Below are 15679 nucleotides of genomic sequence, written 5' to 3'. Positions count from 1 at the left end.
TGTAACACATATCATTAGATAGGAGTCAGGACATGGTAAAGAGAAATAAGCTGAGCGCAAATGCGCAGAAAGGAGATCTTATTGAGGAAAAACATCTCAATAAGTATGGATTATGAAGAATAGACTCGTAAAAAAAGCAATGGGAGCAGCAACTTTAATTATGCTATCTGCGGCACTTCTGGCTGGCTGCGGCAAGGAGGAACGACAGGGGAGCGTAAGCACCGGACAAAGTACATCAGATACTGTGGCCGGCACCAATGCAGGAACAGAGACGGATACAGTAACAGAAACAGAGGCCAAAAGCGGCAATTCAGCTGACAGCCAGAATACAAGCGGAGTAACTGAACTGGAAGTACGGTTCGGAGATAACGGCTCCCCGTTCATGATGCAGCTGGAAGATAACGAGACCGCGGCAGCGATTGCCCGCTATGTGGGAACTTCTGACTGGAGACTTCCCATTTATGAAAGAGATGATGATGCGGACTATGACGTGATGCAGTATTACGATGTATCCGGCAGATATAATATCCCATCCAATGGGAAAACAGTAACATCGGAAAAAGCCGGGGAAGTCTATTATTCGGACCCAAACCGTATCGTATTGTTTTATCATGACGCAGAAATCACGGGAGAATATACCAAAATAGGAACCTTTGATACAACGGATGACTTTGTGACTGCTGTAGAGGAAAACCCTGTGTTAGAAGGCTGGGGAAACAAGATCGTGCAGATTGCACAGCCATAAAGATAACATAAAAATAACATAAAAATAACATAAAGACAACATATTAAAGGAGAGGTAGAAATGAAAGAAATCAGACGTGAGTTTTTAACAGGAGAACGTGCACTTTTTAAAGGAGAAAATTTAAAAATATACGACACCATATTTACGGATGGGGAATCACCGCTGAAGGAAAGTCATGATATTGAGCTTTTCGGCAGTATGTTCAAATGGAAATATCCATTGTGGTACAGCAAGAATATCATTGCCGAGGACTGCACCTGGTTTGAAATGGGCCGTGCAGGGGTGTGGTATACGGACAATATCACGGTAAAGAATGCAGTCATTGAGGCACCAAAGAATTTCCGCCGGTGTCATGGCGTGACTCTTCAGAATGTACATTTTCCAAATGCAGCAGAAACCCTGTGGAACTGTGATGAAGTCATCATGGAGCAGGTTACGGCAAAAGGAGACTACTTTGCCATGAACAGCCGGAACATGAAGCTTCAGAATTTTCAACTGATCGGGAACTATTCCTTTGACGGGGTAAAAAATATGGAAATCCATAATGCCAGACTGCTCTCCAAAGATGCTTTCTGGAACAGTGAAAACGTGACGGTATATGATTCCTTTATATCAGGGGAATATCTTGGCTGGAATGCAAAAAATCTGACACTGATTAACTGTACCGTCGAAAGCCTGCAGGGAATGTGTTATATTGACAATCTTGTTATGAAGAACTGCAGGCTGCTGAATACCACCCTTGCATTCGAGTATTCTACCGTGGATGTAGAAATTGACGGAAAGATTGACAGCGTTATGAATCCAACAGGAGGAAGTATCCGGGCAGATTACATCAAGGAACTGATTATTGAAAAAGACAAAGTGGATCCGCATAAAACAGTCATTACCTGCACAATGGACCAAAGTCCAGACAAAATGGCGGTTTAACCAATGAAACATACATAATGGATATATATGAGAACAACAGCCACAACAGGAGGTATTGCACATGAAAAAATTAACCCCCCTTTTCCTTTGTGTCGTATTGCTGTTTATCCTTTCAGCCTGCAGCAGCAGTTCCAGGCTGCATACGGAAAGTATAAATGCAGACCAGACAGAACAAACCATTCCTGTAACGGAGGCCCCGCCCCCGCCATCAGAAGAAACAGCTTCTGATACAAAGGAACCCCCCATAAAGGAATTACAAATCCGGGTAGAAGGAGAAGACGGGCAGAATATTGTTTTTCAGTTGAATAACAGCTCCGCAGCACATGCATTGTATGACCAGCTCCCTCTTTCTGTCCCGGCAGAAGATTACAGCAATGATGAAAAAATATTTTATCCCCCCAATGAATTGGATACAAGGGACACTCCCCTGGCCAAGGGACCTGCAGGAACACTGGCTTACTATGAACCGTGGGGGAATGTGGTTCTTTACTACGGTGAGTGTGGAGGCGCAAGCGGCCTGTATGCACTTGGCGAAGCTGTGTCTGGTACGGAACAGATTGAAACTTTATCAGGAAAACTAAAGATTGAAGCAGTAAACGGTGAGTAAAAGAAAAGATGAGGATTTCCGCCAGACGAACAGGCGGGAGAGGAGAGGAAGGAACAAATGGGTATTTTTATTATAAAGGGGATTCTAATCGGGCTTATCTTTGGCATGCCGGCCGGAGCAGTTGGGGCAATGACAGCACAAAGAACCATGAATTATGGCATGAAAGCAGGCCTGATAACGGGATTAGGATCCTCTGCTGCGGACTGCCTGTATGCTTGTATCGGTGCCTGTGGATTTACCTTTATCTCCGATTTTTTACTTCGGCATCAAAGTATCATTCATCTGGGGGGAGGCTGCCTGATTCTGGGCATGGGTATCAGTATGCTGACGATAAAAAATGCCAGGCCTCAAAATGTACAGAATCCTGTCAGAGGTATCCGGATGTTCGTTTCGTCCTTTGCAGTGGGAATAACAAACCCGGCAGCCATTCTTACCTTTCTGTTTGCGTTTTCCTGGTTTGGTATAGATGGAGAGACGGGAATTACATCCGGGATCGGATTGGTGTGCGGCGTATTTATCGGGACCTATATCTGGTGGGGAACACTTTCCGGAGTGGTTACATTACTAAAGAAAAAAGCAAAGAAGGATCATCTCGCAGCTATAAACCGCATATTCGGTATCATTTTAATCCTTTTTGGTGCAGTAGTACTACATCAAACAATTATATCTTAAATTTGGGTTTCGCTGAAAAAGGGAAGCTTAGAATGAGATGGAAGACTGTTGAATACTAAGCGGGCACTGAGCTTGAAATTAAAAGAAAATAGGAGGAAAAGGCATGAATTTTCAGTTTGATCAAAAAATAGAGCGCAGGAATACGGGGGCCATGAAATGGGATGTGAATGAAAATGAACTTCCCATGTGGGTGGCTGATATGGATTTTCAGACAGCACCGGAAATAACAGAAAGCATGGTGGATAGAGCCAGACAGGGAGTATTTGGATATACATTGGTGACAGATGAATGGTATGGGGCTTACCAGACCTGGTGGAAAAAACGGCATCAGTTTGAAATCAGGAAAGAGTGGCTGGTTTTTTGCACTGGTGTAGTGCCCGCTGTCTCCAGCATAGTCCGTAAGATAACTACCGTAGGGGAAAATGTTGTAGTAATGACTCCGGTATATAACATATTTTTTAACTCTATAAGTAATAATGGCAGAAATGTATTGGAAAACCCATTGAAATACGATGGCAATGAATATCAGATTGATTTTACAGATTTGCAAGAGAAACTGGCAGATGCCCAGACGACCCTACTGATCCTTTGTAATCCACATAATCCGGTGGGCAAAATCTGGGACAGAGAAACGCTTAAGAGGATTGGGGATTTATGTGTCAAATACCATGTGACTGTTTTATCGGATGAGATACACTGTGATATTACTGAGCCTGGTTCTGATTATACACCGTTTGCCTCAGTATCGGAAAACTGCCAAAACAACAGTATAACATGTGTATCCCCTACCAAGGCATTTAATCTGGCAGGGATTCAGACGGCTGCTGTGATTGTACCGGATGATAATCTGAGGAATAAAGTGGTCAGAGGTCTGAATACCGATGAAGTGGCAGAGCCAAATGTATTTGCTGCCATGGCACCGGCTGCGGCATTTGGCTGCGGCGGAAACTGGCTGGATGCCTTAAGAGAGTATCTGTGGGAGAACAGGAGGTATGCAGAAGCGTACATGGAAAAAGAAATCAGAGGAGTATCAGCGGTTTCCGGCAGGGCAACGTATCTGCTTTGGATTGACTGCCGGTCCGTCATTGGTGACTCATCGGAACTTTGCCGCTTTATTCGCTCCCACAGTGGTTTATATCTCTCGGACGGAAATGATTACCGGAACGGAAAGGGGTTCCTGCGTATGAATCTGGCATGTCCAAGGCAGCAAGTGACAGATGGCCTGAAACGTCTGAAGGACAGTGTGGCAGCTTATGAGTCATGGGTATGCGGCCAGTGTTAATATAGACCGCAGCAATTGTTTTATTCAAAGATTCTTATTTCGGTAATCGGAAGGAGATACACCGGTTAATTCCTTAAAAAACCGGCTGAAATAGTGCTGGTCCTCATAACCGACCAAAGTACTTATTTGCTTCACGGATAAATCGGAATGTTCCAGAAGCAGTTTTTTTGCTTCGTCTATACGCAGCCGCAGGAGGTATTTCACGGGGGATTCTCCGGTATGCTTTTTGAAAATCCGGGTCAGATAAGAGGCGTTGAAATTAAACTTCCTTGCCATGTCCTCTATGTTAATAGGGGATGCATAATTTTTCTTCATAAATAGCTCAAGTTCATTTATGATAGAAGATGCATCCGAGCATTTTCTTGATTGTGTACGGAAGATCTCCTGGAATATGTTTAAGACCTCAGAAAATAATGAATTAATGGCGGCTGCATTTTGGATGCAGTCATATAACCTTTTTTCGTGCATATTATTTTCTTCATTTGTTGTTTCGAAGTCATTTTCCGTTAAACGGAGAATTTGCAGCAGATGACTTTCAATCATATACTGGGGACATTTTAAATTTTGCCACTGACTGAACAGAGCCTCCATAAATTGTGAAAAAGATACAAAATTCTCAGATTTCGCAGATGCGGATAATTTATTTATATCGGAAATATCAAGCTTGGTATGACCGACGGTGGATTCCGGAGTAATGACTTGGGAGAAACCGATAATCAAGCCATGGTACATACGGTTTCGCAGCATCCTTGATGAAGTTTCAATATCCTGATATGCAATATAGTGTTCACAGACAGCGATTGATACAGGTGCATATATTTTTTCCAGAATCCCCAGCAGAGTTTTGGCATTTTGCAAGATTTCTTTTTCATTATTCTGACTGGCAGCAACTATTAAGAATTTCTGGTTCATTTCACGTTCGTCAATCAGCCACCAGCTTTCCTGTTTAGAAAAACAAGTATTGAGCGCTTTCAGCATAGTATCCTCCGAAAATAAAGAGTCATCGTCTGCTTGAACCGTCAGCCCGGGAATATGGTTTTTTAAATTACCAAAACAGATCAGGAACAGCATAAAGTGTCTGCCGGAAAAGGAAGAAGGCATAAGCGCATCCGAGGCTTGCCCCGCAAGGGCGGAAGAGAGGATGCTGCGCTCAATTGAATTCTCCTTTTGCTTTATTGTGTCCTGCATTTTTCGCAGAATACTTTCCAGATTCGCTTCTTTCACCGGCTTTAACAGATAATCTGCAACGTCGTACCGGATTGCACTCCTGGCATATTCAAAGTCATCATAACCGCTGATGATGGCAATTTGAAGGGATGTATTTTTTTCCCGTATGCGCCGGATTAATTCCAGCCCATCCATCATTGGCATTTTTATATCGGTAAATAATATCTGTGCTTTAGTTGATTCCAGAAGGTGAAGGGCATCCAATCCGTTGTAGGCACTTCCAACCACCTGAAAATCTGGGGAAATATTTTCAATTTTTTTAATGATGTTTTTTAAAATCAAAGATTCGTCTTCCGCAACAATGATGCGGACAGGTCTATTTATCTCCATAATTTTTATCCTCGCTTATAATTCCACCAATAGTAACTTCCGTTCCGCCGCCAGGCAGATTTTTTATTTTGAAAACAGCATTTTCACGGTAAGCCAGCTTAAGCCGTATATAGAGGTTAATCAGCCCCATACCATCAATTTCCAGTTCCGGCAGGGATTTTTCAGGAATAATGGACGCAAGCGTGTTTTCAAGTGCCTCTAATTTTTCAGGATTAAAACCGGATCCGTTATCGGTTACTTTGATATACCAGGTATTTTCTTTAGTTGTTCCTTCAATATGTATCACCCAGGGGGGGATTACATGGATTGCGTACTTGATACAGTTTTCAAGAAGGGGCTGGATGATTAGTTTTGGAATTCTTATGTGGTACATGGAATCATCAATATCTATGTGGAAGATAAGCCGATCCTCAAATTTTATTTTCATCAGGTTCATGTAGGCAATGCTCTGGTCAATTTCCTGGATTAAGATTACTTTTTGCATACTGCTGGAAGAAATATAGCGGAGAATGGAGGAAAGATCGTCACAGACATCGATAATTTCTTTCGTACAGTCTTCTTCCGCCAGTATACTGATGGTTGACAGTGTGTTATAGAGAAAATGGGGATTCATCTGGGACTGAAGGGCAAGCATTTTTGCCTGAATCTCATGGGAACGCAGGGATACTACTTCATCCAGGGAATCCTCCAGCTTCTTGTTCATGGACTGGAAGGAATGGTACAGCTGGTTTAGTTCATCATACTGGCTGCTGTAATCCGGAACGGTGTCTTTAGATATCGTCTTCAGATCCAGCCGGGTTGTGATTTCCTGCAGCTTTCGCAGCGGTATTACCAGACTTCTGGATATCTGATAGGATATCAGAAGCGTAGTCAGAAGGATTGCAACAAGTGTTAAAAAGATAATATTGCGGAACTGGTTAATGGGTTTTAACAGTACATCCCTGGAGGTTTCCACAAGGAACGTCCAGCCAAACTGGGCTGAAGTCCGGTAAGCACAGTAAGTATTGCCTGCTTCGGCAGTATTTCCCTGGAGAAGACCGTTGGCAGATTCACGGACTGTAATCGATTTCCAATATTCGCTGATACTCCCGTTATGGTTATTATGACCGGTTTTTTCATATGCATAAACAATATGGCCGTTCTCGTCCAATATGTAAAGGTTATAAGATTCTGTTTTATTGGACAGCGTCTTATCAATGATCTTTTGAATCACAGAGAAGGGCTGCTGTAATTCCAGTATCGTATTATGGGGAAGGGTATTTTTTTCACTGAAGGAGCGGCAAAGTGAAATAACCGGTTCATTCTCAAAACCCCAGTCATCCGGGTGAGGCTCAAGCAGGATTTTATTGCCTTTTGCATCCATAACATCGGAGATCCAGGTCAGGTTTTTTACTTTTTCGGGGGGGATCGTTTTAAACGTACTGGATTTTGACATATTGATATAGTGTCCGTCAAAATCAAAAATATTAATGGATATATTATCGATTCTATAGTCCAAAGCACTAAATACCATATCTGAAAAGTCTAACTTTTTCTGGGCACTTTCACGTGTAAAACTATACATGTCTTGCTTTAACAGTGATTTGATTGGTTTGGATACAGCAATACGTTTGGAATAGTTATTGAGCCTTTCTAACTGGGTATCAATCTGGGTAGTCAGGTTGTCGCATTTGTCCACCAGCGCGTTAGAAGCATTCTCCTTTAGTGAATTAGATATGTAAGCATAGAAGAAAGTCACTAAAATAAGAATAAGGATAACAATTAGTTTTGAATAGCTCAAAAAAAGATTGGATTGAATAGACTTTTTCATATCTTCCCCCCAAAAAGTTCTTATTTTCTTAATCATATCCGTTATTTTAAGGAATTACAAGTGATTATTTGCTAAAAACAGGCAGGAAAGGAAGAAGTAGGAAAAGTCCACAATGTGAAGTAGAAAATGTGTAAATACAAATACAATTCCGGGTGCTATAGTATAAACATGTTAAACAAAAAGGAGGAAGCAAAATGAATAGCATGAAATTGAGAAAGGTTTTGGGGGTTACACTGGCAGCAACGATATCAGCAGCAGCACTTGCAGGATGCGGCGGAAGCGGGGAAAGCAAAACGGCAGTTACTGAATCGAAAGGAACGGAAGCGGTTCAGGAAACAACGGGAGATACCACGGCGAGTGATACGGAAACGGGATCTGCGGAAACAGCAAAGAGCGATGAAGCGAAAGAAGGGGTTACGATTACGGTAGCTGCATCATCCAACTGGATCAAAGATATTGATAAGGAACTTGCTGCAAAATATGAGGAAGAGTCCGGCAATACAATCCAGTGGCAGGCAAGCCCTGATGACCAGTATACCAATGTACTGAATTCTAAATTTGCTGTGGGTGAAGGACCGGATATTTATCTCACCCAGTCAGGAGCCGGAATACAGGAATATCAGCCGTCAGAACATGCATTGGATCTGTCCGGAGAAGAATGGGTATCACGCTATCGCGACTGGGCAAAAGAAGGAACCACTTATGACGGAAAAATAGTGCAGTGCCTTACCTGGAGTGCTGACGGATGGGCGATGCTTTATAACCCGGATATTTTTGAAAAAGCGGGTATCAAAGAAGTACCTAAGACCTTTGACAGTTTTATGGAAGCCTGTGAGGCAATTAAAAATTTAGGTATTACACCGATCTATGAACCGGGAGCGGCTCAGTGGCACCAGGCAACATGGCTGGATACTCTTTCGGCTCAGGCGGAAGAAAGCAAGCCGGGACTTCGGGAATCCCTCAATCAGGACACTGCAAAGTTTGCAGAACAGGAAGGACTTTTAAAAGGTCTGGAACAGATGAAGCAAATTGAAGAAGCTGGTTATTTTGGAGAAGAATTCATGTCCAACACCTGGGAGAGCAGTGTGGATAAAATGATTACGGGAGAATATGCCATGATACTGGTATATACTACTTTCCAGAATGAGATTATGGCAAAAGATCCGTCTACTAATGCAGACAAATGGGAAATGTTCCAGGTTCCGTTAAATGACAATACGGTATTTGCCCAGTCTTCAGGTGGTGTAGGGCGCAGTATCAACAAAGATTCTAAGGTGATCGATGCAGCGAAAGATTATTTTAATTTCCTGACAAGAAAGGATAATCTGGAAACTTATTATGCAGCCAGACAGGATCTGGGACAGTGTTCATTTACGAATATTGAAGGGAATGTATCCAATGGTTATAAGACCGTTGTTTCAAATGGAACAGGAGTGGGACAGAACTTTGAAACCGGTGTAACCAACTGGAACAGCACAGAGATTGGTATTCAGGTTCAAAATATGTATCTTGGCGGAACAGCTATGGAAGTGCTGGAAGGCATTGATGCCATGAGAGAACCATTATTTGAAAAATAGAGAAAGTTTATGGAAAAGAGGTAATGGATAAGCAAAATCATTACCTCTTAAATATTAAGATGAAATAGAGAAAAGGTAAAATATTATGAACAAAAAAAAGATATACAGTCCATTATTTTCAGTTCCGGCAATTGTATTGTATACAGTTATGTTTATGATACCTGTGGTGGCCGGAATCGGCATTTCGTTAACAGACTGGAATACGTCCTGGTCTAAAATTTCTTTTATAGGGCTACAGAATTATAAAGATATTTTCCTGTCCCACGGCGGCCCATATCTGAAGAGTGTGGAGCATACGCTTTCGTTTACCGTAGTAACGGTTATAGGTAAAACTCTGCTTGGGCTTGGTCTGGCGCTTCTCCTGAATACAGGACTGAGAAGCAAAAATTTATTCAGAGGCCTGTATTTTCTCCCGTATACACTGGCGCCTTTGATTATCGGTATTGCATTTACTTCAATTCTGGGAATGGATGGGCCGCTGAATAACATTCTTCGTCTTCTGGGGCTTGAGAGCTTGGTAAAAGGATGGCTTGCCAATCCGCATACAGCTCTGGGAAGTACCATGGTTGTTGAGATTTGGAGAATGGCAGGATGGAATATGATGATCTTGCTTGCAGGTCTCCAAATGATTCCGAAAGAGTATTATGAGGCTGCCGGAATTGACGGAGCGGGTAAATGGAAACAGTTTTTCTATGTAACGCTGCCGTTCTTAAGATCCTCGCTGACGATGGTTATGGTACTGAATACAATTCACGGGCTGAAAGTATTTGACATTATTTATTCATTGACAGGCGGCGGTCCGGGAACCTATTCAGAAGTAATCAATACACAGGTGTTCAAGGAATTTGGCAGTGGGCGTTATGGTATGGCTAATGCACTTTCTGTCATTGTATTTCTGGTAACCTTCATTATTTCAATGGTTATGAAAAAAGCTTTAGTTGGGGAGGAGGAATAAAATGAAGAAAAAACAGTTGACTGGAAAAATATTAAGACTTATAACTGCCGCCATAGGCAGCCTTACCGTCCTTCTGCCGTTATATTTCATTGTAATAAATTCCCTGAAAACCTCAAGTGAAGCCGGAGAATTGAACTTTGCATTCCCCCAGGTAATCCAATGGAGGAATTATATAGACGTAATTGAAGCAGGAAGCCTGGTGAGAGCATTTGGAAACAGTATGCTTATATCAGGAGTATCCGTAGTGATCTGCCTGATTGTTTCGGCAATGGCTGCTTTTTCTATTAGCAGAGACAGAAATAAAATGAATAAGGGCCTATACAATTATTTTTTTCTGGGACTGATTGCACCAGTAAACTATGTCGCCACTATATTTGTATTGAAGGCACTGCATATTCAGAATACATATATGGGAATTATCCTGGTGAATGCAGCATTAGGCATTCCGTTTCTGATCTTTCTCTTTGACAGTTTTATTGGAGGGATACCAAGAGAGCTGGATGAGGCGGCAGTTATTGATGGAGCTGGACCTCTCAGTCTGTTTTTTAAGGTGATTCTGCCCCTTTTGAATCCGGTTACCATCACCGGGCTGGTGCTTAACTTTTTAGGGGCATGGAATGATTTTATTACCCCGCTGTATCTTTTAAACGATACAAAAAAGCTGGGAATGATTAATTCAATATATAATTTCTTCGGACAGCATTTTAATGAATGGAATATGATTTTTGCAGATATTCTGTTATCTGTTGCACCGATTATGATTCTCTATATATTTGGACAGAAATATATTGTCAGCGGAACTACGGCAGGAGCTGTCAAAGGATGATTATTGGCTATGGGGACAGATGAATGAATTTGCAGTATTTTACAAAAGGAGGAAATAAGAGAATGAAAAGAAGGTTTATGGCAAGAGGATTATCTGCTTTGCTGATTACATCGGTGTTTATGAATATGATGCCGGTCAGTGCAGCTGCAAATGAAGGAAGTTCCGTTGGCAACGACGCTCAATGGGAAACGCTGCGTGAGACATTGAAGAATTATACTCCTGTGTGGAATGATGCCACCTATAAAGGTGCTGTGGCGCAGAGAATGATAGAGACTGCATTGATGGGAAATGGAGATGTCGGTGTTAACTCTTCCGGTAATTCAAAAGAAAAGTCCTATTTAATATCAAAACAAGATTTTTGGAACTGTGGAAATATGAACACGGATAACATAGGCTCTGCAGATGCAGGCAGGGTATCCCCCCTGTCCGTCGGGGGCCTGACTATACGGGAGATGCAGGAGGAAGAGGAACCGGAGATAAAACCTACCGTAACAGGATGCGGGTTTATCGATGATGCGAATCCGGAATATGTTTATGATCTGGATGGCATTATTGACGGTAAGATGGATAAGGATAAAGACAGCTGGGCATGTAAGGGAACCGATCATGAGCCGGACGCACATTGGTTTGAGATTAATTTAAATCAGGTAAAATCCATCCGTGGATATGAAATTTATCACCATATGAATCCATTAATGTATACATCAGACTTTGAAGTATCCGTTAGTTCAGACGGAATTAATTATGAAACTGTACAAACCGTTACGGATAATGATCAGCAAAAAACGAGCTTTCAGTTTGACCAGGCAAAAGAAATACAATATATCAAAGTAGATATTGCAAAACCCAACGCAGACAGAGATAACACAGCCAGAATTCTGGAAATGGAATTGCTGGAAAGTACCAATGCAGCAGCAAAGGTAACCGGTTGTGGATATATCAGTGATGCAGACCCTGCGTATATCTATGATCTGGAAGGAATCATAGATGATAAAATGGAACAGGACAAGGATACCTGGGCATGTAATGGCAACGAACATGCGGATGATAAAAAAAGCCATTGGTTCCAGGTCGATTTTGGGGAAGTGAACAGGCTAAAAAAATATGTTCTTTACCATCAGGGATCCTATAATAATGCCCAGACGGAAATGAATACCTCTGATTTTGAAGTCCAGGTGAGTAAGGATGGTGAAAATTATGAAACAGTTCAGACCGTAACGGAAAATTTGGAAAATGCAACGGAGTTTATTCTGGATGAGGCAATAGAGGCGCAGTACGTAAAAGTCTTTATTTCAAAGGCTAATCCTGGAAGAGACAGTACCGCCCGGATTGCAGAAATGCGGTTTTATGATGAGGCCAACAAAAATCTGATCACTGGCGATATTGTGTATGATTTTAAAGAAACACTGGATATCACAGATGGCAGACTGGATACAAATATGGAAATATCAGGGATACCTATTACCTGTTCATCCTGGATCTCTGCTACGGATAATGTAATGGTAACAGAAATAACATCCACCGGAGAGGAACCGCTTAATCTGGAAAGTGCAGTCTGGACCAGAGCAGATCTTGAGGATTTCCCACTTGATTCCGGGGTTGACGGCGACATGGTTTGGGCGTCGAAGAAAACGGTTAATCTGGTTGAAAATCAGAATGAAAAATCCTGGACTTCTGAAGTTGTATTAAAATCAAAAGTTCTGGGCACTAAAGCAGCAGCTGAGAAAAATAAAGATTCCGAAGCAGTACTTAAGTTTACCATTGAACCGGGACAGACCGTGCAGGTTGTAACATCTGTGGGAGGCGGCGGCCAAAATTATGATTTCACAGGTAATTTACAGGGTATGGAGCCGCAAAATGAGGCATCCGATATTCTGGCACAGTATCAGAATGCCCAGGATCTGGTATCCTTAAAAGAAAGCAATGATCAGTGGTGGAAAGATTACTGGCTGAAATCTTATATTAACATCGGAGATGAACAACTGCACAGATATTATTATGGTTCTTTATACTATATGGCGTGTACCAGCAGGGAAGACAGTCTTCCGCCCGGTCTCTATGGTATCTGGACCACAACGGACGGTGCTATGTGGAACGGGGATTTCCATATGAATTATAACTTTATTGCACCGTTTTATGGTATGCATTCCAGCAACCGCGGGGAATTTTCCAAATCGCTGAAGGACCCGCTTTTAGATTTCATGGAAAACGGCAGCCAGAGAGCAAAGACAGACATCGCTAATGTATACTATAATTATATCTATGGAGGAAATCAGCCGGGCGAAAATGGAACGGCCTTTAATATTGGTAAATTTGACGGAAGACCTGAACTGGTGGATGGAATTGATGACGGTATTCTGTACCCGGTTGCACTGGGACCATGGGGATCTTATGCATGGGGCGGCGAAGCAGGCGGATATCTGATGCAGGTATACAATGCGGGATTTGCAGCAATGGGTCTGACACAATATTACAATTATACGAAAGATGGTGATTATTTAAAGGAAATTTATCCGTATCTGCTGGCAAATGCTAATTTTTATGAAAAATGGTGTGAAAAAGAAGATCTTGGAGATGGTAAATACCGTTATAATATCTGGACAGGAGCACATGAGAACACCTTTGACATGAATTCCGGAACTGCAATCGGTACGGTAAAGAATATCTTAGAATGCCTGATCGATGGAACAGAGGATGGAAATATATTCCCTCCGGCAGAGAAACTGGCGGTCTGGAAGGACATGTATGAAAACTTTGCGGATTACCCGATCCAGGATTTTGTGCCTCAGAGTGATGCGAATTTTACTTATGACAAACCGTATGTTCCGTTAAGTGAGGTAGGAGCCAAATTCAGGGCTCATGAGGCAAATGTCGGGCTTGAGTTTATAGCTCCGGGACAGCAGCTGGGATATGATACCGATCCGGAACTACGGGAAGCGGCAAGAAACAGTATTGAATTAAAAGAGCTTGCAAACAAAAATATATGGTCTCAAATCAACGAAACACCGAAAGTATATCTGCATGCGGTAAGATGCGGTGTGGATCCTCAATACATTATATCGAAATTCAAGCAGCTTCTTGACAGTTCCATGTGTGAGAACTTCGTGATACAGGATGGCTACCACGGAATCGAAAAAGCGGGAGCAATTGAATTTATTAACACCATGTTATTACAGAGTGACAATGATATTATTAAGGTATTCCCGAATTGGACTGGAGCGGATGCAAGCTTTACCAGACTGCGGGAAAGAGGAGCATTCTTACTGTCTTCCAGCATGACAGGCGGACAGGTGGATTACATTGAAATCACCAGTGAAAAAGGGGAACCGGTCAAATTGGTGAATCCCTGGGAAAATTCTGTTGTAAGAGTAACCGACCAGTCAGGACAGGAAATTGATTATAAAAAAGGTTCTACAGTAAATACGGGGGAAAAGACAATTGAATTTGAAAGTACCGAAAACGCAGTTTATACCATTGAGTATGCAGGAGAAGAACCGGCTGATTACACGAATGTGGATGCGGCACTGAGTCAGGTTCCGCAGGATCTCACCATTTATACCCGGGAAAGTGCAGCTCCAGTAACAGACGCGGTTAACGCTGTTGTCAGGGATCTGACGATTGACCGGCAGGCAGATGTAGATGCAATGGCTGCAGCAATCGAAAAGGCAGTCCGGGGATTGATTACTCAGGAGTCTGTTGATCTGGAAACGGCGAAGATAGCTCTTGAAAAAGAGATATTAGTGGGAAAAGCCATGATGGAAAAAGGCCAGGGCATCTATACGGACAGCAGCTGGAAAGCATATATCAATGCAGTGAACAATGCTGTTCAGATGTCGGATAAGCAGGATGCAGTCTCATCGGAAGTCATTGGAGCAGTAAACCGGGCGAAGAATGCATTCCGGAACTTAACGGTGAAAGCAGATACTTCCTTTGTGGAAGCCAAAATAGAATTTCAGTCCATCCTGTCTGTACTGAATACGGTTCTGGGCAAAGGCCAGGGCAATTATACGGATGCAAGCTGGAAAGCTTTCAATGATACGATTGCACAAGGTTCAGCACTTGCAGCAAAACCATCCGCAGATAAGGCAGAGATGATGGCAATGTCTCAAAAACTAAGACTGGCAGCAAATGGTTTACAGCTAAAGCCAGTTACGCCTCCCGCAACGCCGGCTGTGAAACTTCCAAAGGCAGGCTCTGTACATAAGATTGGAAGCCTGAGATACAAGGTGACAAAATCTGCAGCAAAAGACGGTACAGTTGCGGTAGTGTCAGGTACGAAGAATACCATGACAAAAGTGAGTATCCCTTCCTCTGTCAAGGTGAATGGCTATACATTCCGTGTAACGGAAATCTCTGCAAAAGCATTTAAAAACTACAAAAAGCTGTCCAAGGTAACTATTGGCAAATATGTAAATTCTATAGGAAATTATGCATTCCAGAATAATACAAATCTTAAAAAAGTTACAATTGGCGAGCGGGTTACGAAAATAGGCAAATATGCTTTCTATGGAGATAAAAATTTAATAGATATCCAGATCAAGACTAAAAAATTAAATTCCGTAGGTACCAGCGCATTTAAGAAAATTAATAGGAAGACAGTTATACGCGTGCCTAAAAATAAGGTTTCTTCTTATAAGAAATTATTCAGGGGGAAAGGCTTGCCAGGTAGTGTGGAAATAAAGAAATAATGTTAGTCAGATAAAGGAGAAAAGCATATTAGT

The 15679-nt window shown here is 42.1% G+C and carries 11 protein-coding genes; 9 read left to right on the top strand and 2 right to left on the bottom strand.

The window, feature by feature from the left end; genetic code table 11:
- The first annotated feature begins 112 nt into the window (after positions 1 to 112).
- The 5 genes from CD03_RS0101835 to CD03_RS0101815 all read left to right on the top strand — a co-directional run bounded on the left by CD03_RS0101835 (position 113) and on the right by CD03_RS0101815 (position 4233).
- Complete coding sequence (locus CD03_RS0101835; RefSeq protein WP_027292173.1) at positions 113 to 745, top strand: cyclophilin-like fold protein; 633 nt, start codon at positions 113 to 115, stop codon at positions 743 to 745.
- A 60-nt stretch (positions 746 to 805) separates the two neighbouring features.
- Positions 806 to 1672 carry a DUF3737 family protein gene (locus tag CD03_RS0101830; RefSeq protein ID WP_027292172.1) on the top strand — a complete coding sequence of 289 codons (867 nt, stop codon included), beginning with the start codon at positions 806 to 808 and terminating at the stop codon, positions 1670 to 1672.
- Positions 1673 to 1733: 61 nt separating this feature from the next.
- Positions 1734 to 2279: a cyclophilin-like fold protein gene (locus CD03_RS0101825; RefSeq protein ID WP_027292171.1), complete on the top strand. Its 546-nt coding sequence runs from the start codon at positions 1734 to 1736 to the stop codon at positions 2277 to 2279.
- 57 nt (positions 2280 to 2336) lie between these two features.
- On the top strand, positions 2337 to 2951 hold the full coding sequence (locus CD03_RS0101820) for a LysE family translocator (RefSeq protein ID WP_027292170.1): 615 nt from the start codon (positions 2337 to 2339) through the stop codon (positions 2949 to 2951).
- A gap of 103 nt (positions 2952 to 3054) precedes the next feature.
- Positions 3055 to 4233, top strand: a complete 1179-nt coding sequence (locus CD03_RS0101815; RefSeq protein ID WP_027292169.1) for a MalY/PatB family protein — start codon at positions 3055 to 3057, stop codon at positions 4231 to 4233.
- A 24-nt stretch (positions 4234 to 4257) separates the two neighbouring features.
- Here CD03_RS0101815 and CD03_RS0101810 read toward each other — a convergent pair whose 3' ends face one another.
- Both CD03_RS0101810 and CD03_RS0101805 read right to left on the bottom strand, forming a co-directional pair.
- A complete protein-coding gene (locus CD03_RS0101810) occupies positions 4258 to 5790 on the bottom strand; it encodes a helix-turn-helix domain-containing protein (RefSeq protein ID WP_027292168.1) in 1533 nt (510 codons plus the stop codon).
- A complete protein-coding gene (locus tag CD03_RS0101805; protein ID WP_027292167.1) occupies positions 5777 to 7600 on the bottom strand; it encodes a cache domain-containing sensor histidine kinase in 1824 nt (607 codons plus the stop codon). Before CD03_RS0101805 ends, CD03_RS0101810 begins: the two co-directional genes overlap by 14 nt.
- Before the next feature lie 194 nt (positions 7601 to 7794).
- Between CD03_RS0101805 and CD03_RS0101800 the strand changes: the two genes are divergently transcribed.
- From CD03_RS0101800 to CD03_RS0101785, 4 genes are all read left to right on the top strand, one after another.
- The gene (locus CD03_RS0101800; RefSeq protein WP_027292166.1) at positions 7795 to 9177 is read left to right on the top strand and encodes an ABC transporter substrate-binding protein; all 1383 of its coding nucleotides are present in this window, start codon (positions 7795 to 7797) and stop codon (positions 9175 to 9177) included.
- A gap of 85 nt (positions 9178 to 9262) precedes the next feature.
- A complete protein-coding gene (locus CD03_RS0101795) occupies positions 9263 to 10132 on the top strand; it encodes a carbohydrate ABC transporter permease (protein ID WP_027292165.1) in 870 nt (289 codons plus the stop codon).
- Between the two features lies 1 nt (position 10133).
- A complete protein-coding gene (locus CD03_RS0101790) occupies positions 10134 to 10958 on the top strand; it encodes a carbohydrate ABC transporter permease (RefSeq protein WP_027292164.1) in 825 nt (274 codons plus the stop codon).
- A gap of 62 nt (positions 10959 to 11020) precedes the next feature.
- Positions 11021 to 15646 (top strand): discoidin domain-containing protein, encoded by a 4626-nt coding sequence (locus CD03_RS0101785; protein WP_197041612.1) that lies wholly within the window; start codon positions 11021 to 11023, stop codon positions 15644 to 15646.
- The last annotated feature ends 33 nt before the right edge of the window (positions 15647 to 15679 follow it).

The organism is Robinsoniella sp. KNHs210 (genome assembly GCF_000686105.1).
GTDB lineage: Bacteria > Bacillota > Clostridia > Lachnospirales > Lachnospiraceae > Robinsoniella > Robinsoniella peoriensis.
The sequence above is the reverse complement of the archived record's forward strand: the minus strand, read 5'-3'. Positions and strand labels throughout refer to the sequence as shown.

What these genes read in the sequence shown, in the direction of transcription:
- CD03_RS0101835 (WP_027292173.1), top strand. Translation starts at nt 113, where the DNA reads ATGAAGAATAGACTCGTAAAAAAAGCAATGGGAGCAGCAACTTTAATT.
- CD03_RS0101830 (WP_027292172.1), top strand. Translation starts at nt 806, where the DNA reads ATGAAAGAAATCAGACGTGAGTTTTTAACAGGAGAACGTGCACTTTTT.
- CD03_RS0101825 (WP_027292171.1), top strand. Translation starts at nt 1,734, where the DNA reads ATGAAAAAATTAACCCCCCTTTTCCTTTGTGTCGTATTGCTGTTTATC.
- CD03_RS0101820 (WP_027292170.1), top strand. Translation starts at nt 2,337, where the DNA reads ATGGGTATTTTTATTATAAAGGGGATTCTAATCGGGCTTATCTTTGGC.
- CD03_RS0101815 (WP_027292169.1), top strand. Translation starts at nt 3,055, where the DNA reads ATGAATTTTCAGTTTGATCAAAAAATAGAGCGCAGGAATACGGGGGCC.
- CD03_RS0101810 (WP_027292168.1), bottom strand. Translation starts at nt 5,790, where the DNA reads ATGGAGATAAATAGACCTGTCCGCATCATTGTTGCGGAAGACGAATCT.
- CD03_RS0101805 (WP_027292167.1), bottom strand. Translation starts at nt 7,600, where the DNA reads ATGAAAAAGTCTATTCAATCCAATCTTTTTTTGAGCTATTCAAAACTA.
- CD03_RS0101800 (WP_027292166.1), top strand. Translation starts at nt 7,795, where the DNA reads ATGAATAGCATGAAATTGAGAAAGGTTTTGGGGGTTACACTGGCAGCA.
- CD03_RS0101795 (WP_027292165.1), top strand. Translation starts at nt 9,263, where the DNA reads ATGAACAAAAAAAAGATATACAGTCCATTATTTTCAGTTCCGGCAATT.
- CD03_RS0101790 (WP_027292164.1), top strand. Translation starts at nt 10,134, where the DNA reads ATGAAGAAAAAACAGTTGACTGGAAAAATATTAAGACTTATAACTGCC.
- CD03_RS0101785 (WP_197041612.1), top strand. Translation starts at nt 11,021, where the DNA reads ATGAAAAGAAGGTTTATGGCAAGAGGATTATCTGCTTTGCTGATTACA.